Origin of the sequence: Bacillus thuringiensis (assembly GCF_022095615.2) — a bacterium.
GTDB lineage: Bacteria > Bacillota > Bacilli > Bacillales > Bacillaceae_G > Bacillus_A > Bacillus_A cereus_AG.
This window is the reverse complement of record NZ_CP155559.1, coordinates 3527549-3549804: the sequence shown is the minus strand read 5'-3', so window position 1 is coordinate 3549804 and position 22256 is coordinate 3527549. Positions and strand designations below refer to the sequence as shown.

The following is a 22256-nucleotide window of genomic DNA, read 5'->3' as shown; positions in this document are numbered from 1 at the left end:
TTTTCTCATAAAAATTCAATCTTACTTGAAAAATGAAAGGAAAATGAAATTTTCCAAAAGGTATTCTTTGTTAAGATAAAAAGCATACATACAAAAAGTATTGACATATCTTAAAAATGTATTTTCAAGATATAGTGGGGGAAAAGATGAGAATAGAAAAACAATTAATAAAAAAGATGTATTATGAAACATTCCTAATGGAGAATGAAACAAAACCAGCTCTTGACGTACTTGGAGAAGTTTATGTAAACGAAGAAAGAAATGAGATTTCTGATGGATCTTATATTCGTTTTGCACAAGGGGAATTTTATTATCGCCATCAAGATTTTGAAGCAGCTATTTTTAAATGGGAGAAGGTTGGCAATGAATTAGCACCATGGGCACAAAAAAATATTGCGGATGCTTATTTTGAACTTAATCAATTATCAGTTGCTGAAAATGTTTATACTTCTATTACTACTGATAATATAATATTGATGACTGAAATTGGATTACAATTACTTTCTCTTTATATAGAGCAAAATAATTTTGACTCCGCTTTCGCTGTTATTAAAGAAGCGGTTTCTTTAAATCCCGATTACCCGAATGTCACAAAAATTGCCCGTTCCTTTTATGAGGAGCAGCAAGATTTTGATAGTGCAGTAGATCTTGCGGTGAATGAGTTAATTCGAACAGAATCTTATCCGTGGTTTGAGGTTTTAAAAGGATATATTGATAAAGGATTTACTAAACATATTTCACCAGATTATTTTTACGAAATATTAGTTACGTTAAATAATATAGATCAAGTACAATTTACACAAATGGTTTCATCACTTTGGAACAGTTATAAAAATGAACAAAATTACTTATTATGGCTGAACACAATAAATGAATTTTTCTTACATATTGAAATACATTCGTCCGATATATGGGACAAAATTTCTTCTCTTTACGAAGAAACGTACTTTGCATTAATTCAAGGGCAATATATGCTTAGACAATTACACGATATCATTCCAAACCTTTTAACAAATTGGTTAAAAGTAGTCAATCCATCTTATGCTGTATTTCCAGCAGCAGCTGTATTGGCATGGGATGAGATTTTCCCTTCCAAAATAGATTCAGCAAATATAAAACATGCGGAAAACCTACTGTCATATTCTATTAATCATGTGAATGGTTTAGAGTACAGTTTACATCTTTTTGAATCTATTACACAGTGGGCACAAAAGCACAATATAGAAATAGGTCACCGATTTAGATGGTTAGTTGACGAACTCGCAGATTTAAGAACAACTCGTATTTTAGTAACGGGAACTTCAGGGAACGGAAAAACTACATTTATTAACTCTATATTAGGAGAAAGTATATTAGAAAAATCAATTTCAAATGTAGTAGTTTTAAAAAATGATGCTCATACAGAAATTAACGCCATAACAGACGCTACAATTACAACAACGGAAGATGTCTCTGATTACCATAATATGATGTCTCAGCACCATCAAACATATAGAGATAGAGCATGTGTTGAATTTAAATTACCATGCAGATTTTTAAGTGAAAATAAACTTACATTTGTAGTTACACCTGGCTTTAATAGGAATAACGATACTAGAGATGAGGTGTTCGAATATTTAAATTCTGTAGACGAATTACTATTCGTATTGAATGCGGATTCACCTTTTACTGACAAAGAACGTGACATTCTATTAAGTATTCAAGAACATACACCAAATTTACAAATTCATTTCTTATTAAATAAAATCGATAACATATACAGTGAAGCAGAAGTGAAAAGAGTATTATATGATACGCAAGCTAGAATAAGCACATATTTCCCGCGTGCGAGAATTTTCCCCTACTCTTCGCTATATACAAGTAGTCAACAATTAAATGAGTTAACGGAGTTTATTCATTTTAACTGTAATCATAAAGATATCGATGTAGAACGTACTGAAAAGCTATTGTTCTTCATTCGAAAAACAATTACATATCTTTTGGATAAACGTGTTGAAAAAGAAAATAATCTAGTAGATGCTATTAATTGGAATGAAGATATGCTAGTCAAACTAAATGGTAGTATTAATAATCTTACTGCTTTTGAGAAGGAAAAAATTCATTTCATTACAAAATCATATCGTTCAATGAAGACTGAAATTACGAATGATCTTACTGAAGGTATTCCGAAGATATTAAAGAGTTGTTCTGATTTAATGAGTGAAGAAAGTGATTTTAGTCACATGGATATGGAACTAAATAAAGCGATGAATGAAAGAGTACATAAGTACTTAGAACAAACTGTATTACCTAATCTTGCTCTTTCTATGCAAAATTGGATTGCAACTTCTAATAATGAGCTCCTTCAAAGTCAATCGTACCTAGAAGAACTTAGTGAAGGACTTAATTCTTTATTTGGAGAAAATCGAATACAGTTAGCATGTGATTTTAAAGTGCTTGATGATTGGCGCAGAGATACGGACAGAATGACGACTAGAATACAAATGGATGAAGTAAATATTTTACGTCGATTTACGCCAGCACAATTTTTACTGAAAAGTGCCGGTAAATTATTTGGAGTTCTTCCTAAAAACAAAGCTATGCTATATAACAAATACAAACAGTATGTAGAAAATGAAGATTATACAGAGGTAACGGCTTCTATTATGAAGAAGTTTTTCTTGCAATTTGAGCTATTTGAAAACACGCAAGAGCGGGATATTCATATATTCTTTAGGAATCCATTTAACTCCTTGAAACAAGCTGTAGAAAACACGCATCTAGAAACACAAGACAAACAAGAGATATTACATAAGATGAAATCAAATCCTGAAGTCTATCATGATTCTATCATGCTCTTTGAATTGAGATTACGTCAATGTGAAGTAATTTTAAATATGGGGGATGATCATACCTATACAGATGTAACTTTAGAAACAAGCGTAGAATAAAAGTAAAATATACGAGGTTTTTATATGACATTGCATCATATGTTATAAGAGAGTAAAAGGGAGCAACTGTAATGAGTTGCTCCCTTTTCATATTTAAATTATTTTTCAGTCTCTTTAATTTTAGTTTGTACTTCGCCAGTTTTCATTTTATTACTTTCTGAGAAACGTAATAAATCACCTTCAATAATTTTGTCAGACATTCGTAATTCATTTTGTGCACGGTTAATGAGTGCTTGTGCTTCTTTTTTTTGTAAATCTACAATTTCACCTGTTATACGGTCATAGAAAGTGTTGTTTGTGTATGCATACTTGTCTGTAATAAAGCTCCCATCACGTAAAACAACAAATCCGGTATATTCATCTGAAAACATATCATGACCAAAACGAATATCGTTCGTAGTATCAATCCCGAGTAAATTTAGAATAGTAGGTTTCATATCGATTTGTCCCGTAGGCTTTGAAATTGTTTGACCTTCTGTTTGGCCAGGCATATGAATATATAAAGGTGTGCGTTGTAAATTTAAAGTATCAAATTCTGTTATTTGATCTTTTTCTAAAAACTGTGCCATTGCGCGATTATGTTTTTCAGAAATGCCATAATGATCACCATACAACACAATAATAGAATCATCATACATTCCTTCGGCTTTTAAACGCTCAATAAATCTTTTAATTGATTCGTCTAAGTAACGTGCTGTTACGATATAACGATCAAATACGCCATTACCAGAGTTATATGGTTCAATGAATTTTGTATCTTCATCATACGTAAATGGATAATGGTTTGTTAAAGTGAGGAAACGAGCGTAAAATGGTTGATCAACAGTTTTTAATATATCTACAGATTGATCAAAGTATTCGATATCTTTTAATCCCCAATTTAAATTTGTTTCGGGCGTAATTTTGTAATCAAGTTCGTTATAGTAACGATCATAACCAAGAGCAGAGTACATAATGTTACGATTCCAAAATGTTGCGTTATTTGCATGGAATACAGAAGTGAAATAACCTTGCTGACGTAAAATTTCTGGAGTCGCAGTATAATCATTGTTACCGTGTGTGAAAAATACAGCTCCTCGATTTAATGGATATAACGACGTATCAATTAGAAATTCAGAATCGGATGTTTTTCCTTGCCCAGTTTGGTGGAAAAAGTTATCGAAGTAATAGCTTTCATTTATGAATTGATTCAAGAATGGTGTAACCTCTTGCCCGTTAACTGATGCTCCTATTAAGAAGGTTTGCAGGGATTCAAGAGTAACGACAATTACATTTTTTCCTTTCGCTGCACCAAACATGCTAGGGTTCGGTTCACTTTGGTTTGCCTTTACGTAGTTTTCTGTTTCTTGTAATTTACTGCTATCAGCAAGTGCTTTTTGTGAACCTGCTTTTACTTGTAGTGTTAAATCATATATTTGATGCGTGTATAGTCCTAAATTTTTAACAAGCATAACTCGGTCGAAGGATCTCGTTAATAGTTCAGGTCGCTCTTTTTCTGCAAGATGTAGATTCGCAAAAAATACACCAATCGTTAAAAGAAAATATACGAAGCGTGCCGGATGAGTTACACGTCCTGTTTTGAAGACTATTGATTTCTTCTTCAATAAAATAAAGAAGAAAATAATGTCTACGAATGCGAGTATAATTTTGTAGTTCAATATTTCTATAATACTGCCGCCTAATTGGCCAAAGTTTGATGTTTGCCCAAGTACTGGTAACGTAACGAAATCACTATAAAAATCATAGAACATTACATTCCCAACAAGTACGATTGTTAATAAGAAATTAATACATAGCGCGATATAATTTCTCTTTTCACCAGTTGCAAATAATGCTAATCCGACAAATGCTAATGATAAAGCAAGAGGGCTAATAAACAAAATAAGCTCTTGTGTAGAAGACTCAATTTTTAAATCAAAACTGAATCTTGTAATAAGATATGTTTTTAACCATACTGCTAAAGCAATTATTAAAACAAAGCTTATATTTTTCATTTGTAAATTGATTTTATTTTTCATTTTTACACCTTCTTTATACAGTTTATTTAACTTGTGTTATATATTATATTTTCATAACTATTAGAGTGTAATGAACCATTTAGCTTATGTTTTTTAAAGGTAATAATATGAAGTATTCATATACGTACAATGAGGAATTTTAAAGCATAAATCTATTTTTTGGAAACAGAGCAGAAAAAGTCATAGTTGTAGTAAAAAATACTTATAGACATCCTAACATATTAAACACTATGATGATGTTACAAAATATCGAACAAATGAAAGGGGAAATGAATAGAGGTTTTAAAAACTATTGACATTCAATTAGTTAGAATTAAATGTCAATAGTTTTGAATACACGGCTATATTAAATATTTCTCTCGTAAAATCCCTATTTTTACGGGAGAATCGGTAGTAAGCTATTACTATGGAAGTTAAAATATTTGATTGCAATCTTAATGAAAGTAATTAAATATGAGATAAATATTTTCCAACATACAACCCACTTGCGGCTGCTTGAGATAATGAATGCGTAACGCCGGAACAATCTCCAATTAAAAATAGCCCGTGTATACTAGTTTCAAAATGATTATTAATTTTTATCGTAGGAGCATAGAACTTTCCATCAATTCCATATAATAAAGTATCTTTATCGATCGGTTCTTGGATGAATTGCTCTAAGCGTAATAAAAATTCTTTAAGTCCTTCAATATATAATGGTGGAATTTCTGTATGCAAATCTCCATAATCTCCTTGTAGTGTAGGACGTATACGGTTATGTTTCATGTTGTTCTCTGTTGTAGCTTGTTTATTTAGTAAGTCCTCTAAGCGCTGTATAACAATTCGATCTCGTCCTTGGTTAATGCTTTTAATAATTGAACTTGCGTATACATTTGCTTCTTTGAGAGTTGAAAAATAGCGCGGGATAAATAAAGTGAAATTTAAGTTAGGTGTGCCAGTTCCTTGCTCTCGAAAATTTTGACCGTCAGGCATAACTAAACCTTCTTCGTACTTTCTAATAATGCGTCCTTTCGGATTCATACAGTACGTAGTTGCTGTGAAGTGTTCATGCTCATAAGAAAGCTTTGTTTCAAATGTATCTTTTAATATAGAACGTAATTGGTGTTCGTTCATCTCTACTCTAATACCTAAATCTACACGAGTTTGTTTCTGAGAGATATTGAGAGAAGTGCACATTTCTTTTAACCAATCCGCTCCGGACCGTCCAGTTGCAAATACTAGTTGTTTAGATTGAACTGTTCCTTCATTTGTCTCTATTGTAAAATGATCTTTCTGTTTCATAATATGTTGCACATCTATATGAAATTGAATATTTATTTTCGTAAGTAAAAATTCATAGAGTTGCTGAAAAATCTCACTTGAAAGGGTAGTACCAAGATGCCTTACTTCTGTTGTTAGCATTTGTAAACCACACGCTTTAGCTCTCTGATTGAGAGTTGGATTTTCTGTAGAATATTTTGAAACAGCATTTCCTCCGAACTGACATAGAATTTCATCTACTTCAGCCATGAGTTGTATAAAGCCTTCTTTACCGACTTTTTGCTCAAGTTCGCCACCAAATCCGTTTGTATAATTAAATTTCCCTTCAGATTTTCCTAAACCACCAAACCCGAAATATTTAGCACATGTAGTACAAGTACACGCTTTTCCTTCGTCTAGAGGACAATGACGATCTTCTAGCGCTTTACCTTTATCCAGAATTAAAACCTTTTTGTTACTTTTAGCTAGTGAATAAGCCATAAAAATGCTACTTACTCCAGCGCCGATAATTGTAACATCATACATATTCTTTCACCTGCTAACGAATAGTTTGTTTTCTATTTTTCTAGTGTATAACAATTTTATGAAGTTAAGAAATAGCTTTTATGAATAAAGAAGGGGTTTTTGAACTTGATGCTTTATTAATTTCTCCGAGTGGTGGAGTAAATACAAAATTTTTTATTTGAAAGAAGAAATAGTTTGAAAAATCACTATTTCATATGATTAATAACATCTTACATATAAAAAAACAGACCTTTTAAGTGAAGAGGTCTGTTAATGAATTTAGATCTTATTTAGCGAAGACATGGTTACCGATTACTGCTACTGTTTGACGTGTCGTAATCCATTTGTCTGTTGATGTTTTCGGATTATAGAAATAAAGCCAATCAGAATGTATGCCATTTGTGGAGATAGCCTCTTCTACTGCCATTTTTGCTTCTGGGCTTGCCGGATGATTAATTCTTCCATCTGTAACAGGAGTAAATGCATATCCATATTTAATAGGTTCATAAATAACGCCTGTTATTGTATTTGGAAAACCTTTTGCGTTTACACGATTTAGGATAACTTTTGCTACGGCCACTTTTCCTTTATAGGATTCGCCACCTGCTTCAGCAGTAACTAAGCGTGCCATTAAGTCTTTTTCTTTTTGTGAAATGCTTGAGTTTATTTTTAAATGTTGTCCTGTATAAAGCTTGTTTCCGACTGTATTGTTAATTTGTTTTATAGATTGAACGGTAACATTGTAACGCTTTGCTATCGTTTCTAATGAATCTCCCTGTTGTACTTGATAAATAATTTGTCCAGAAATGTTCGCAGGTTTGACGTTTTGACGAACGGTAATTTCATTTGAGTTCGTGGCCCCTGGAATATGTAACTGTTCGCCAATAAAGGTTTGATCGTTTCCTTTATGATTAGCCTGTTTAATGGATTGTATTGAAACGCCGTATTGTTTACTAATGCCCCAAAGTGTATCGTTCTTTTTTACTGTATGAATAGTAGAAGCTTCAGCTGTACTTTGACTACATACGAATGTAATTGCAGCCGCAGATAAAGGGATTATATGTTTTATTTTTAGTAATTTCATTATAAATCCTCCTAAGAAAAAATTAAGGTGAAACTATTAAGTAATGTAGTTTGAAATGTGTATATGCGTAATATATTAATGTAAGTATATTAGCACATATAAAATAAATAATCACTATAAGTTTCATATTCGTGTAGTGTAGAGTCAGAATATGAAATATTGCATATGAAAATACGTTGAAGTTCATATTTCTGATTACTATAATCTATTTAGTAGAAAGGGAATACGTTATAGAAATAAAATTATTATAGATTAATATAATGATTAATAATTATTAATAGGAGGATTGATGTAATGAAAATATTTCAAAAAATGTGTGCGTCAACTGTAATCATTACAACACTTTTAGGAACAGGAGGCACTATCAATAGTGTATATGCTGATTCTATAGAACAGCAGAGTAAATTAGGGATAGAACAAGAAACAGATAAGCAAATCATTGTAAAATTTAAAGCGGATTTGGATTTGCCATATGAAGATGGTATTGAAAAACAAATACAATCTCAAACGAATGATAAAGTAATAAAAGATCTTTTGACAGAATATCCAGATGTAACATTTACTCGTTTATTCACATCTGTAAGCCCGGAACAAATACAAAACCTTGAAGTGAAAGCACCTAATCATGTATCTACAAGTTTATTAAACTACTATATTCTTCAAAATCAAAATAGTGGGTATGAAGAAGAAATAGTAGATAAGTTAAAGGCATCTTCTTTAATAGAAGATGCGTATATGAAGAAACAAGAGAAAATAATGCCACCTGAAGTGCAATCATCAAGTGTAGCTCTTAATCCTAATAACAATCCTAGATTTAAAAAACAAGGTTATCTTGAAGCAGCCCCATACGGTATTAATGCGCCTTTCGCCTGGGGAATTCAAGGCGGTAATGGAAATGGTATCACTTTTGTTGATATGGAATACGGATGGCTATTAAATCATGAGGATTTATTACATCAAAATATTGAATTAATGTCTGGAAGAAATATAGATCAGCATGTCGGTCATGGGACGTCTGTACTAGGAATTGTATCTTCTGAGGACAATGGAGTTGGGAATATTGGGATTGCGCCAAAAGCGAAAGCAAAGGTTATCTCTCAAATAAGAGATAACGGACAGTATAATACGGCTGATGCAATATTAAGCGCTGTAAATCAGTTAGAAGCTGGGGATGTTTTATTGTTAGAGGCGCAAGCATCCTTTGATGGATATGGTGATAAATATTTACCTGTCGAAGTACAACCAGATATTTTTGATGCAATTCGTGCTGGTACAGATAAGGGAATTGTAATTATAGAGGCTGGAGCAAATGGGTGGAATGATTTAGATCAGTTCAAAGATAGAAAAGGTAAGCAAGTCTTAAATCGTAATAGTAAAGATTTTAAAGATTCGGGTGCAATTATGGTAGGAGCTGGCTCTTCATCTTTCCCTCATGAACGTATGTGGTTTTCGAATTATGGAAGCCGTATTGATGTGTACGGATGGGGAGAAAATGTAGATACAACTACAGCCGAGCAAAGTAGAAGTGCTGTAAATCTTTATACTTCAAGCTTTAGCGGAACATCAAGTGCTTCGCCAATTATTGCTGGGGCAGCGACTTTAGTACAAAGCATTGCTAAAGAAAATTTAGGACAACCATATAGACCAAGTGAACTAAGAGCAATATTAAGCAACCAGAGCACAGGAACAAAATCTAAAGATCCATATGCAGATAAAATTGGTGTTTTACCAGATTTGAAGTCTATACTAGTAAACTTAGGTTATGAACAAAGAAAACCAAACGGTGGGAATGAGTTACAAGTAACAGAAAATGAACCAAACAATGAGCCTAGACAGGCAAATAAAGTTAACTTTCATACACCGGTGAAAGGAACGCTACATAATAGTGATAGAGTAGATGTATTTACTTTCCAAATTGACTCACCGGAAAATATTAATATTTCTCTACTAAATGAACAAAATATCGGCATGACATGGGTACTTCATCATGAATCAGATTTAAATAACTATGTAGCATATGGTGAAAATGAAGGAAAGGTAGTTAAAGGAACTTATAATGCAAAGCCAGGAAAATATTATTTATACGTCTATAAATATGAGAATAAAGATGGTTCATATGTATTGAACATAAAATAAGCAAAAGGAACTTCAGATGAAGTTCCTTTAAATTTTTCTAATTTAGTATATGTGAATGATTTTTTAACTTTACTTCTATGCAATATTTCATATTGATGAAATGTTATTTATTTTTTATGAACTAGCTTATATTATATTCAATAAGTTTGATGTAAAAACAGAAAGAGAGAGGGATAATAATGAGCAATAAGAAGTTAATTTTGAAATTATTCATATGTAGTACAATATTTATCACATTTGTATTTGCTTTACATGATAAGCAAGTAGTTGCAGCTAGCTCTGTTAATGAGCTTGAAAATTGGTCAAAATGGATGCAACCTATACATGATAATATCCCGTTAGCACGAATTTCAATTCCAGGAACACATGATAGTGGGACATTCAAGTTGCAAAATCCGATTAAGCAAGTATGGGGAATGACGCAAGAATATGATTTTCGTTATCAAATGGATCATGGAGCTAGAATTTTCGATATAAGAGGACGTTTAACAGATGATAATACGATAGTTCTTCATCATGGACCATTATATCTTTATGTAACACTGCATGAATTCATAAACGAAGCGAAACAATTTTTAAAAGATAACCCAAGTGAAACGATTATTATGTCCTTAAAAAAAGAGTATGAGGATATGAAAGGGGCAGAAGGTTCATTTAGTAGTACGTTTGAAAAAAATTATTATGTTGATCCTATCTTTTTAAAAACAGAAGGAAATATAAAATTAGGAGATGCTCGTGGGAAAATTGTACTACTAAAAAGATATGGTGATAGTAATGAATCTGGAGGATATAATAATTTTTATTGGCCAGATAATGAGACGTTTACCACAACTGTAAACCAAAATGTAAATGTAACAGTACAAGATAAATATAAAGTGAGTTATGATGAGAAAGTAAAATCTATTAAAGATATGATGGATGAAACGATGAACAATAGCGAGGATTTAAATCATCTATATATTAATTTTACAAGCTTGTCTTCTGGTGGTACAGCATGGAATAGTCCATATTACTACGCTTCTTATATAAATCCTGAAATTGCAAACCATATAAAACAAAAGAATTCTTCGAGAGTGGGCTGGGTAATTCAAGACTACATAAATGAAAAGTGGTCACCATTATTGTATCAAGAAGTTATAAGAGCGAATAAGTCATTAATAAAAGAATAAAGATGATGAGAGTAAGAAGCGATAAAATATATCGCTTCTTTTTCTTTTCCAATAACCAACAATAGAAATTGTACTTTTATAATAGAAAAAAATAAAAACATAAGATATAATCATACATATAAAATTTGTACCTATAAATTTTATATGTATGAATGAATTTTATTTGTTGTAATGAAATGGAGGTATATACTATGAAGTTTCCACATGATTTTTTATTCGGAGCTGCTTCAGCTTCTTATCAAGTAGAAGGTGCATGGAATGAAGATGGAAAAGGTGTTACGAATTGGGACGAGTTTTCAAAAATTACTGGTAAAACATACAATGGAACAAATGGTGATGTAGCTGTTGATCATTATCATCGATATAAGGAAGATGTTCGCTTAATGGCTGAGATGGGATTAGAATCGTATCGTTTTTCTATTTCTTGGGCGAGAATATTGCCGACTGGAGATGGAAAGGTAAATGAAAAAGGGATTGAATTTTATAACAACTTAATTGATGAATGTTTAAAATACGGGATTGTGCCGTTTGTCACTTTATATCATTGGGATTTACCATTACCGTTAGAAAAAGATGGTGGATGGACGAATAAAAGAACAGCAGAGGCTTTCGTGAAATATGCAGAAACTTGTTTTAAGGCATTTGGTGACAGAGTTAAGCATTGGATTACTTTTAATGAGACAGTAATGTTTTGTGGATTAGGTTATTTAAAAGGTGCACATCCACCAGGAATCCAAAATGATGTTCCTAAGTATTTTCAAGCGACTCATTATGTATTTTATGCACATGCGAAAACAGTTGCGGTGTACAAGCAGCTGAAACAATATGGTGAGATTGGGATTACACATGTTTTCTTACCTGCTTATAGTGTGGATGATCAAAAAGAAAATATACGAGCAGCAAATCATGCGAATGAATATGAAACGTATTGGTATTATGATCCAATTTTAAAAGGCGAGTATCCGTCTTATGTTGTACAACAATTAAAGGAAAAAGGATGGACTCCTAATTGGACGGTTGAAGAATTAGAAATCATTAAACAAAATGCAGAAGAAAATGATTTTATTGGCTTGAATTATTATCAACCAATACGAGTAGAAAGATACGATATAGATATAAAGAGTGAGGAACATTCTCGAGAAAACTCAACGCTTGCTCCAGGTAACCCTTCTTTTGATGGTTTTTATCGAACAGTTAAAATGGATGATAAAACATATACAAAATGGGGATGGGAAATATCTCCCGAAGGTTTCTTAGATGGATTGCATATGTTGAAAGCGCGTTACGGTGACATAAAGATGTATGTAACGGAAAATGGACTTGGTGATGAAGATCCAATCATTGACGGAGAAATTGTAGATGTTCCGAGAATTAAATTTATTGAAGCGCATTTAAAAGTAATGAAGCGTGCAATTGAAGAGGGAATTAACTTAAAAGGTTATTATGCATGGTCAGTGATTGATCTTTTAAGTTGGTTAAATGGATATAAAAAGCAATATGGCTTTATTTTTGTCGATCATAATGATAACTTAAAACGTAAGAAGAAACTTTCGTTTCATTGGTATAAACGTGTGATCGAAACGAGAGGGGAAGAGTTATAACAGATAAAAGAGTATTTTAGGAGAAAGTGTATGAGTGCAAAGTATAAACAAATTGCAGATGTGTTAGAGCAAAACATTCGAGATGGGCTTTTTAATGAAACGAAAAAACTACCTACAGAAGAAGCGTTGATGAATCGATTTGAAGTAAGCCGTAATACGATACGTAAAGTAATTAGTCAGCTTGTGAATAGAGGTTATATTTTTCAAGTGCAAGGTAGTGGTATGTTTTTACGCGAAACTTCTGTAACAGATTACATTAATTTAGGAAGTTTACGTGGATTAACGAAAAATCTTGTTTCACAAAATATTGAAACGAAAGTGTTAGAGCTTGAAGTAATAGATGTGGACGAAGAGATAGCAAAGCGGATGCAATGCGAAGCTGGGACTAGGTTGTATTTTTTGAAGCGCTTAAGAATTGTAGATGCTAAACCATTCTCTATTGAAGTAAGTTATTTCAAAAAGGATATTATTCCATATTTGAACGAAGAAATAGCATTAAGCTCTGTATACAGTTATTTCATTGAAGATTTACGATTAAATATTGGTTTTGCTGATAAAGTTATTAGTTGTGAAAAAGTAAATAAAGAAAATGCACAGCTTTTAGAATTAAATGAAGGTGATCCGGCGCTTCTTATTGAAAATACAGTTTGTCTTGTAAACGGGACAATTTTCGAGTTATCTCAGTCGATGTTTCATTATGAAAAGACTAAACTTTTAAATCGGATCAATTTTAAGTGAAAAATGAATATAATTAACTTTACGAAAAAGCAACTGATCATAAGTGATCAGTTGCTTTTATTTTTTAAGTGGATGAGCAAAAAAACATAAAAGTGGTTGGTCCGCTTTTTGCAAACATCTATTATGATAAGAGAAGAAAGGTAGTATGTTATCAACGTTTTAAAGAGGAAGGTTTTTATGTAAGTTCTTTAATTAAAATAGATGGGTCTTAGAGAGGTGAAAAGACAATGAGTTTTGCAATTTCACTAGTCGTTATTATTGTAATTGTATCGCTGTTTGGGACTGTACTAGTTGCAAGAAACGTGGAGGAGAATTACGGTAAGTCTACAAAAAGAAATGTGAAAAACTTATCTGCAATCTATATTTTTCTTCTTTTTGTTCTACTGGTCGGGGTAACATGGTATGCGGTAATGATTTGATAGTTTGTAAAAGAACTGAAATGAGAGTATGAAGTTGGAATTTCAGAAGCTATTGAGTAATCAGAAAGAGAGTCATTTTGGATATATCGATTTGCGGATAAGAAAATGTGACTAATTAATACTATTTTTACGGTGAATACTGTTAGTAAAAAATGAGGATAGTTCGTTTTAAAAGGAGGGAACTAGATGGAATGGAAACCAAATCGTGCAGATAAGACACCTGTATATAAACAAATTGCTGATTATATTGAAAGAGGCATTTCTTCAGGTGAATTTCCTTCTGATAGTAAGTTACCTTCTGAGCGTATATTGGCAAAGGAATTACAGGTGAACCGGAGTACAATAGTAGCTGCGTATGAAGAATTAAAATCACTTGGAGTAGTAGAACGGCAAAAAGGAAGCGGAACACGGGTTAATACAGACATATGGGGTGTCTCACATAAACGAATACCGAACTGGGGTAGATATGTGGAGGATGGATCGTTCTTACCTAACGTACCACTCGTTCAACAAATTCGAACGGAAACACAAAAAGATGATTTAATTAATCTAGCAAGTGGTGAACTGTCACCAGAATTAATTCCGAGTGATAGATTTCGAACAATTTTGTCGGAGAAAACATTTATGGAAAATCTCGGCTATGACCATCCACTTGGAAATGAGATGTTGAGAAAAACAATTGCAGCACATGTTCAGCAATATAAACAAATTGAAGCAGATTCAAGCTCTATTCTTATTACATCTGGAGCACAACAGGCGCTTAATCTTATCGTTCAATGTTTATTAAAACCTGGCGATGCGATTGCGATTGAAGATCCTTCGTATTGTTTTTCGCTTCCAATGTTTAAATCGGCCGGTTTAAACATATTTCATTTACCTGTTGATGAGCATGGAATGAATCCAGATGACTTAATCGATTTGAACAAAAAGCATCGCATTCGTATGGTATTTTTGAATCCAGATTATCAGAATCCAACGGGTACTGTGCTTTCATTAGCGAGACGTAAAAAGATTTTAGAACTGTCTTCTGAGTTCGGTATACCAATTGTAGAAGATGATCCGTATAGTTTAATTTCTTTTAATGGAGAAGTGAACCCGACATTAAAATCAATGGACCAAAATGGAAATGTTCTTTATATAAGTTCATTATCAAAAATTGTTGCATCAGGATTACGTATTGGATGGATAATTGGTCCTACACGCGTAATTGAGCGTTTAGCAGATGCAAAGCAACAAGTTGATTTTGGCCATAGTGTATTTACGCAGTGGGTAGCAAATCAATTTTTAGAATCAAAGGATTTTCATACACATATTACGATACTTCGTGGACAATTGAAGCAAAGAAGAGATGAATTAATTGCAGAGCTTGAAGGAACATTGGGAGACCGAGTTGAATGTTTCGTGCCAGAGGGTGGAATACATGTATGGTGTAAAGTGAAAGGAAAGTTTGATGAATATCACTTATTAGGTGAATCTATACGGAATGGTGTCGCATTTGTTCCGGGCAGTGTTTTAGGTTCGAAAAATGAATATATACGATTTACGTTTGGTAGAGCGAATATAGAACAAATTCAACTTGGAATTAAACGGTTTGCCGACACGCTAAATGAAATTTCATAATATGGATGTGTGATAGTGAAATGAGGGAAAGAAATGAAGTACGTGACGCTTTTACTTCAAGTAGGCGTGCTATATATATTTAACTTAGTTGGTACGTGGATTCAGGAAATATTCCATTTATCAATACCGGGAAGTTTAATAGGGATGTTAATACTGTTCCTGCTCCTTTCCACTCGCGTTTTACCGTTAAAATGGTTTGAGTTAGGTGCGGAAAAGTTAATCGTATTTTTACCGTTATTTCTAATTCCTTCGACAACAGGGCTGATGGAATACGGGTCTTTTCTTTTAAGTAAGGGGAGTAGTATATTCCTTTTAGTAGTTGCAAGCACGGTAGTAACTTTGATTGTTTCAGGGTATATAAGTCAATTATTAATAACAACAAAAAAATAAAATCGACAAGGTGCACGATTCAAATGGTCTTAATTATTATTACTGTAGCAATTTATTTCTTGGCGACAAAGCTATATAAAAAATTTACGTTTGCATTTACGTTACCGGTGTTAACAGTTACAGCAAGTATGATTTGTTTATTTTTGATTTTTGGTATTTCTCATCATGAGTATAGGGAAAATGGGGGAGACGTTCTTTCAAGCTTATTGAGCCCTGCAATTGTAGCATTAGCCATACCTCTATTTAAAGAGCGAAAGATACTTATGAAAAATTTTTTATCGATACTTATCGGAGTAGCGGTAGGTATAGTGGCTGTAACGAGTATGAATGTAGTGATTGGCGGAATTTTAAATATAGATAAGGAACTTATATTAACTACTTTACCACAGTTAGCAACGATGCCTATTGCCCTATCGTTAGCGGATCAAATTGGTGGTATTCCATCTATGACTTCTAGTTTTGTAGTTGTTGCAGGAATAACAGGTGCGATTATCGGACCAACAGTACTTAAGCTTTTCCGTATAACAAGTACGATTGGAAAAGGAGTTGGGATGGGCTGTGCATCACATATTATCGGTGTGAGTCGTTTAGTGAAAGAAGGCGAGAAAGAAGCGACTATCGGTTCGGTAACGATGATTGTAACTGGAATACTCATTAGTATACTAATACCGTATGGAATGAAATTTATTTTTTAAATGTAATGGAGATGATAACAATGACAACATGGTTTATAGTTACATTATTTATTTTTGGCGCTCTTAAAGTACTAGTTTCTAGTATGCCAAATTCTGTTGTAGAATCAATTATTAGTAGATTTGAATTACATCAAAAACTTGAGGAAGAGAATACCTCTATATCGATAGATGGAAAAAATATAGAGGGGGAAATGAAACTACAAGTTATTCATGAATTTAATGAGGCTTTGTTTTTAGATAAACATTATTTCCCGCCGCACGGAGAAGGGACACCAATAGTCATTGATACGAAGAAAGGGAATAAAGAGATTAGATTTTCTCTATATAGCTATGAGGAACATGTTGATGTCATTAAGCAATATAAAAAGAAAGTCGTTGCCTATCGTTTACGCTCTAAAAGCCTTCAAACATTGGCACCATTAGCAATAACGGAAGAGTATGCTTAAGAAGGGACCTATAATGGTCTCTTTATTTTTTTATCCAATTATATACGTTCCAAATAAAAGAATGAAAAATCATATAACCAAATAAAGAATATGTATGGTTCCAATTCGCACTATGTACAAATAAACCTAAACTTTCAGCAATCTGTTCAAAAAGGCTAGCGCAAATACCGATTGAAATAATAAATAGAATTCTAGAAACTTTAGGTAATTTTTTTGAAATGTGTATAAAGATAACTGTTAAAATCGGCAGTACGAACAATGTAAAAGCTATATTAACCGAAAATGTGGATGAGAAGGGCCTAGCTGGAAAGGAATACATTTGTTTATGAACAAAAAAAGCATCTAAACAAGTTCCAATAATAGAAGAGAAAAAGATTGTAACTACTAATGCTAGAAACTCATTCTTCTTCTCGGAGGAGGACATTTTTCTTTGCGAGAATTGCGAGTTCAATTTTTTCGAGTGTTTTGCAGTAGTCTTCTGTAATTTGTCCATTTATATTTTCCTCCTTATCAACTAAGTAATTTACAACTTGCCAATCGGTAAACCAATCTTCACTGTTAACTTCCTCATGCTTCATATCTCGCCATGCATAGATGAGTGCAGGACAGTATATACGATAAGCACCACTTCGCAACTGGCATTTCTTTATTCGGCGCTTATAAAACTCACGGGAAAAAGATTCATTTACACTTGAATATAAATGGGGCCAGTAATCTTTCCTTGATCCTGTATGCGGATGGTGTTGGGCCCAGCTTATTATTTGAGATAAAACATGTGTATCTCGAAATAATAATGAATACAATCTTTTTCCAATTAATATTCGTTCATGTAAGGAAGTGAAATGTTTCATTGTATCACCAAATAGTAATACTTTTTGTTTTTTATCATTTTCGTAGAATGGGAAAAGGATATGATTAAACTGAAAGAAATCAAAGAGTTTAAATCCAATACTATTTAGTACGGTCTTTTTAAATTGTACATTTTGAATCACTCTTTTTTCTAAGTAGTTTTGTTCATTAATAATAGTTGCAATCGCTAATGTTTTTTTGTTGCCTGTTTTCCAAAAATCGTTCCACATCGTTTCCATAAATGTAGACACATTTAGGTGAGGAAGAAGGTGAAATAACTTTTGTGATTTCTTTACACTTTGTTCGTAAAGTAAAAATTGAGGGTATACATCTTGGAAAATAAGCCAATTCCCTCTTTCTAAAAAAGAAAAAAATATGAATTGATCTTTCTCTGATAAAATTCTCGTATATAAATCGCCCTTTAAATCAGTCATATTCCAACCGCCGTTACGTGATACCATATGTCCAAGCAGTGCCCAATGTATTTCTGGATATTGAATGTAAAATTGGTAGTATGCGCGTGTTCTTGTAACATTATTTTTATTTAGATGTTCTGTTTGTATTTTTATTTTGTTGATGATGAGTTGATCTTCTTTCGTTAATTTATACATGGTATTAGAAGGAATAAGCTTGCTTTTTTGTTTCAATTCATTTTTTACATCGAATAGGGAGAGAGGCAGGGCTTTGGAAGGTCCGTTATATATATGATTTGAATTGTTTCGGTCCATTCCGTTACCTCCCTTTTTTCATAAATTTAAACATGATTATTGACTATGAATCATTCTATTTATTTTATTACGAGTATAAGAAATAAATGAGCGGTGTTTTTTTACAAGGAATTTATTTATCATGCAAACAGTATAAAAAATCTTACTGTTGTGAGATGAAATGAAAAACAGAAACTACGTTTAATAGTTTCTGTTTTTTTATTTTGTCAATTAAATGTAACAAACGACGATTATGATTTGAATCAATTGAAAATAATTCAATAAATATTATTTAAATTGAGATGTTTCGTAGGAGGAAAAGGAATGTTAAATAAAATAATTTTAATTACTGGTGGCACAGGTTCGTGGGGGCATGAACTTATAAAACAACTATTAGAAAAATCACCGAAAGAAATTAGAGTTTTTTCAAGAAATGAAACGGTTCAGTTTGAAATGCAGCAACAATTTATAAATGATGATAGGTTAAAATTTATTATTGGAGATATTCGTGATAAAGATCAATTAGTCTATGCTTGCCAAGGTGTACATTATGTATTCCATCTTGCAGCTTTAAAACACGTTCCAGTATGTGAGTATTATCCTTATGAAGCTATAAAAACCAACATACATGGTACGCAAAATGTAATTGAAGCCTCTATACAGATGCAAGTTGAAAAAGTTATATATGTTTCAACAGATAAAGCAGCTGATCCATCAAATACGTATGGGATGACAAAAGCAATTGGTGAAAAATTAATGGTTCATGCGAATATACAAACGAAGAAAACAAAATTCATTTGTGTTCGTGGTGGAAATGTTTTAGGGACGAGTGGAAGTGTAGTACCGCTTTTTAAACAACAAATTAAAAGATCTTCACAAGTAGGGATTACCGATGCGAATATGACTAGATTTTTCTTAACAGTTGAAGATGCTGTTGGATTGTTATTTAAAGCCGTATATCAAGGTAGAGGCGGGGAAATCTTTGTTATGAAAATGCCGGCATGTAAAATAACAGATTTAGCAGAAGTATTAATTGAAGATTCGGAAAAAGAAAACGTTAAGGTAAAAGAGGTAGGGGTAAGACCGGGTGAAAAATTAAGTGAAATGCTTCTATCTGAGGTAGAGAGTAAAACAAGTATAAGTTTTGATCAAAATTATTTTGTGGTACTACCGACGATTCCTATAGAAGGACTTCAAGAATATTATTCTAGCTATCCGCTAGTGGATGTGAAGAGTTTTAGTTCTCAACAAGACTTAATTGCAAAACATGAGGTGAAACAAATGCTATTAAAAGGAGGGTTTTTGCAATGAAAAAAAATGCGAGCCTTTTAATAACTGGTGCAAATGGTTTCACAGGACGCCATGCTTGCCAATATTTTTTAGAGCAGGGCTTTCATGTAATTCCTATGTTTCAAAATCGTGCACATAGAGGAAAAATTAGAAATGGTATTACTTGTAATTTAACTAATAAGAGCGAAGTAATGAAGGTAATGAAACAAATAAAGCCAGACTACGTATTGCATTTAGCAGGAAGGAATTCAGTTATAGAATCTTGGACAGCTGCTCTTGAGTATATAGAGATTAATGTAATAGGAACGTTATATTTATTAGAAGCAATTAAGCAAGAAGCCTCGCATTGTAGAACATTAGTTATAGGATCGGCTTTGCAAGCAGATAGTATGAACGAAATAAAAATTTCAAATCCATATAGTTTAAGTAAAACGATGCAAGTCATTATTGCAGAGGCTTGGGGAGGATTAATGGATTCAAATATTATCATTGCAAAGCCCTCAAATTTAATTGGTCCAGGGGAATCGAATGGCATTTGTTCGATTCTCGCAAAGAAAATGATAGATATAGAATCAGGTAGAAGTAAAGCCATTATTGAAGTAAACAGTTTGAAAGATAGTAGAGATTTTCTAGATGTACGTGATGCGATTAAAGCGTATCATGTGTTATTACGAGATGGAATAAATGGAAAACAATATAATATTGGATCAGGAGTAAAACGGTCTTTATTAGATGTACTAGAACAATATAAAGAATTAACACAGCTAAATTTTTTTATAGGTGAAACAGAGAAAAGAGGGAGCGACTCAAATGAGAGTTTAGCAACAGAGGAAATAAAAAAGTTAGGTTGGATTCCAGAAATTGAATTTCATCAATCATTAAAAGATGTACTTGAGTATGCGAAGTGTAGTGACATCTGCATTCAATGAAAAACAAAAAAGGGTGTAAGAAATATATGAATGGTTATGAAGTAATAGATAATCAAAATACGCTATTTCTTTCAATTGTTGATACGTTGGATTGGAGAGATGAAGAAGCGCATGTATTGCGTCTTTATGAGGCAATACATAAATATCAAGCGTATGTAGAAGAAAAAAGGGTTAATCAAATAAAGTCAGCATTAGAGACGGAAACTAGATATGTGATTCAAATCTTTGCTCAATACGAGTGTAGTGAGTATGGAAATGATTTTTATGAACTCATTAAAGATCTTTTACAAGATATAGAGGTGGAGTTAAAGATTTATATAAAAAATAATAAGTTTATTTACAGTTAAAAGGTAAATATAAAGCTAGATTTTTAATAAAGGTGGGTATAAGTTATGAGCAAAACGATTCTTTTTACTGGGGGCGGTACAGCCGGACACGTTATGATTAATATTGTATTAATTCCTAAATTTATAGAGCAAGGATGGAGAGTCGAGTATATTGGATCCAAAAATGGAATTGAAAAATCATTAGTGCAAAATGTTAAATACAATAGTGTTTCAACGGGCAAGCTTAGGAGATATTGGGATTGGGAAAATTTTAAAGATCCTTTTAAAATTATACGAGGTTGTTTACAAAGTTATAAATTAATTAAGAAAACAAAGCCTGACGTTATCTTTTCAGCAGGAGGATTTGTTTCAGTTCCTGTAGCTATAGGAGCATGGTTAAATCGTGTGCCTATCATTATACGTGAACCAGATAGCACATTAGGACTTGCCAATAAAATAGCATTACCTTTTGCTACAAAGCTATGCACAACATTTCCTCAGACAGGAGAAAATGTAAGTAATGAGAAGAAGGTTTATGTAGGACCAATTGTAAGGGAAGAAATTGAGAAGGGTAACGTATTACGAGGAAGAAGATATTGTGAATTTCAGCAAGATAAACCAGTATTATTAATTATGGGTGGGAGTCAAGGTGCTAAGTGGATAAATGATATGGTAAGGGAATGTTTAGATACAATAATATTAAACTTTAATATTATTCATATATGTGGTAAAGGGAAGGTAGACCCATCTATTGGCATGGAGGGGTATATGCAATTTGAATATATAGGTGATGAGTTGCCGCATATACTAAATATGGCAAGTGTTGTAGTTTCAAGAGCGGGTTCTACTGCTATTTCTGAATTGTTATTTTTGAAGAAACCGATGTTGCTTATCCCGTTAACTAACAGTTCCAGTAGGGGAGATCAAGTCTTAAATGCTGAATATTTTTCACGGCAAGGATATGCGGAAGTTATACTCCAAGACAGAGTAAGTACGAATACATTTATACATGCAGTAAATAAGTTGTATACAAATAAGGAGAAATATATTCAAAACATGAATGGATATAAGAAAACAAATGATGAGGGGATTCATCATTTAATAGATATAATAAATGAAGTGGTGAAGTAATAGAAATGTAAATA

Annotated in this window: 19 protein-coding genes; 14 read left to right on the top strand and 5 right to left on the bottom strand. The window is 32.6% G+C overall.

Annotation, left to right across the window (positions count from 1 at the left end):
• The first annotated feature begins 146 nt into the window (after positions 1-146).
• Positions 147-2930: a dynamin family protein gene (locus tag KZZ19_RS18305; RefSeq protein WP_237979300.1), complete on the top strand. Its 2784-nt coding sequence runs from the start codon at positions 147-149 to the stop codon at positions 2928-2930.
• Positions 2931-3028: 98 nt separating this feature from the next.
• Here the strand turns inward: KZZ19_RS18305 and KZZ19_RS18300 are convergent, their stop codons facing one another.
• The 3 genes from KZZ19_RS18300 to KZZ19_RS18290 all read right to left on the bottom strand — a co-directional run bounded on the left by KZZ19_RS18300 (position 3029) and on the right by KZZ19_RS18290 (position 7796).
• Entirely contained in the window at positions 3029-4948 is a 1920-nt protein-coding gene (locus KZZ19_RS18300; RefSeq protein WP_237979299.1) for an LTA synthase family protein, read from the bottom strand.
• 447 nt (positions 4949-5395) lie between these two features.
• Entirely contained in the window at positions 5396-6733 is a 1338-nt protein-coding gene (locus KZZ19_RS18295) for an NAD(P)/FAD-dependent oxidoreductase (RefSeq protein WP_237979298.1), read from the bottom strand.
• 265 nt (positions 6734-6998) lie between these two features.
• Positions 6999-7796 (bottom strand): cell wall hydrolase, encoded by a 798-nt coding sequence (locus KZZ19_RS18290; protein ID WP_237979297.1) that lies wholly within the window; start codon positions 7794-7796, stop codon positions 6999-7001.
• Between the two features lie 294 nt (positions 7797-8090).
• Between KZZ19_RS18290 and KZZ19_RS18285 the strand changes: the two genes are divergently transcribed.
• From KZZ19_RS18285 to KZZ19_RS18245, 9 genes are all read left to right on the top strand, one after another.
• On the top strand, positions 8091-9932 hold the full coding sequence (locus KZZ19_RS18285) for a S8 family peptidase (RefSeq protein WP_237979296.1): 1842 nt from the start codon (positions 8091-8093) through the stop codon (positions 9930-9932).
• Positions 9933-10111: 179 nt separating this feature from the next.
• Positions 10112-11101, top strand: a complete 990-nt coding sequence (gene plcA, locus KZZ19_RS18280; protein ID WP_237979295.1) for a phosphatidylinositol diacylglycerol-lyase — start codon at positions 10112-10114, stop codon at positions 11099-11101.
• Positions 11102-11292: 191 nt separating this feature from the next.
• On the top strand, positions 11293-12702 hold the full coding sequence (locus KZZ19_RS18275; RefSeq protein WP_237979294.1) for a glycoside hydrolase family 1 protein: 1410 nt from the start codon (positions 11293-11295) through the stop codon (positions 12700-12702).
• 30 nt (positions 12703-12732) lie between these two features.
• Positions 12733-13440 carry a GntR family transcriptional regulator gene (locus KZZ19_RS18270; RefSeq protein ID WP_237979293.1) on the top strand — a complete coding sequence of 236 codons (708 nt, stop codon included), beginning with the start codon at positions 12733-12735 and terminating at the stop codon, positions 13438-13440.
• 227 nt (positions 13441-13667) lie between these two features.
• Positions 13668-13859, top strand: a complete 192-nt coding sequence (locus KZZ19_RS18265; RefSeq protein ID WP_000006456.1) for a hypothetical protein — start codon at positions 13668-13670, stop codon at positions 13857-13859.
• A 186-nt stretch (positions 13860-14045) separates the two neighbouring features.
• Positions 14046-15479 carry a PLP-dependent aminotransferase family protein gene (locus KZZ19_RS18260; RefSeq protein ID WP_237979292.1) on the top strand — a complete coding sequence of 478 codons (1434 nt, stop codon included), beginning with the start codon at positions 14046-14048 and terminating at the stop codon, positions 15477-15479.
• A gap of 33 nt (positions 15480-15512) precedes the next feature.
• Complete coding sequence (locus KZZ19_RS18255) at positions 15513-15869, top strand: CidA/LrgA family holin-like protein (protein WP_088097448.1); 357 nt, start codon at positions 15513-15515, stop codon at positions 15867-15869.
• Between the two features lie 23 nt (positions 15870-15892).
• Positions 15893-16564 carry an LrgB family protein gene (locus tag KZZ19_RS18250; RefSeq protein ID WP_237979290.1) on the top strand — a complete coding sequence of 224 codons (672 nt, stop codon included), beginning with the start codon at positions 15893-15895 and terminating at the stop codon, positions 16562-16564.
• Positions 16565-16584: 20 nt separating this feature from the next.
• The gene (locus KZZ19_RS18245; RefSeq protein ID WP_237979289.1) at positions 16585-17010 is read left to right on the top strand and encodes a YfmQ family protein; all 426 of its coding nucleotides are present in this window, start codon (positions 16585-16587) and stop codon (positions 17008-17010) included.
• A 22-nt stretch (positions 17011-17032) separates the two neighbouring features.
• Here the strand turns inward: KZZ19_RS18245 and KZZ19_RS18240 are convergent, their stop codons facing one another.
• Positions 17033-17434, bottom strand: a complete 402-nt coding sequence (locus tag KZZ19_RS18240; protein WP_237979588.1) for a CBO0543 family protein — start codon at positions 17432-17434, stop codon at positions 17033-17035.
• On the bottom strand, positions 17409-18587 hold the full coding sequence (locus tag KZZ19_RS18235; RefSeq protein WP_237979288.1) for a DUF2515 domain-containing protein: 1179 nt from the start codon (positions 18585-18587) through the stop codon (positions 17409-17411). The genes KZZ19_RS18240 and KZZ19_RS18235 overlap by 26 nt, the downstream gene beginning before the upstream one ends.
• A 303-nt stretch (positions 18588-18890) precedes the next feature.
• On the opposite strand from KZZ19_RS18235, the gene KZZ19_RS18230 reads away from it, so the two are divergent.
• Genes KZZ19_RS18230 through KZZ19_RS18215 form a run of 4 tightly spaced genes read left to right on the top strand, consistent with a single transcriptional unit; the run spans position 18891 to position 22242 of the window.
• Complete coding sequence (locus KZZ19_RS18230; RefSeq protein WP_237979287.1) at positions 18891-19877, top strand: UDP-N-acetylglucosamine 4,6-dehydratase family protein; 987 nt, start codon at positions 18891-18893, stop codon at positions 19875-19877.
• Entirely contained in the window at positions 19874-20785 is a 912-nt protein-coding gene (locus KZZ19_RS18225; protein WP_237979286.1) for an NAD-dependent epimerase/dehydratase family protein, read from the top strand. Before KZZ19_RS18230 ends, KZZ19_RS18225 begins: the two co-directional genes overlap by 4 nt.
• On the top strand, positions 20782-21132 hold the full coding sequence (locus KZZ19_RS18220) for a DUF6572 domain-containing protein (protein ID WP_088097442.1): 351 nt from the start codon (positions 20782-20784) through the stop codon (positions 21130-21132). The genes KZZ19_RS18225 and KZZ19_RS18220 overlap by 4 nt, the downstream gene beginning before the upstream one ends.
• Before the next feature lie 45 nt (positions 21133-21177).
• Positions 21178-22242: an undecaprenyldiphospho-muramoylpentapeptide beta-N-acetylglucosaminyltransferase gene (locus KZZ19_RS18215; RefSeq protein ID WP_237979285.1), complete on the top strand. Its 1065-nt coding sequence runs from the start codon at positions 21178-21180 to the stop codon at positions 22240-22242.
• The last annotated feature ends 14 nt before the right edge of the window (positions 22243-22256 follow it).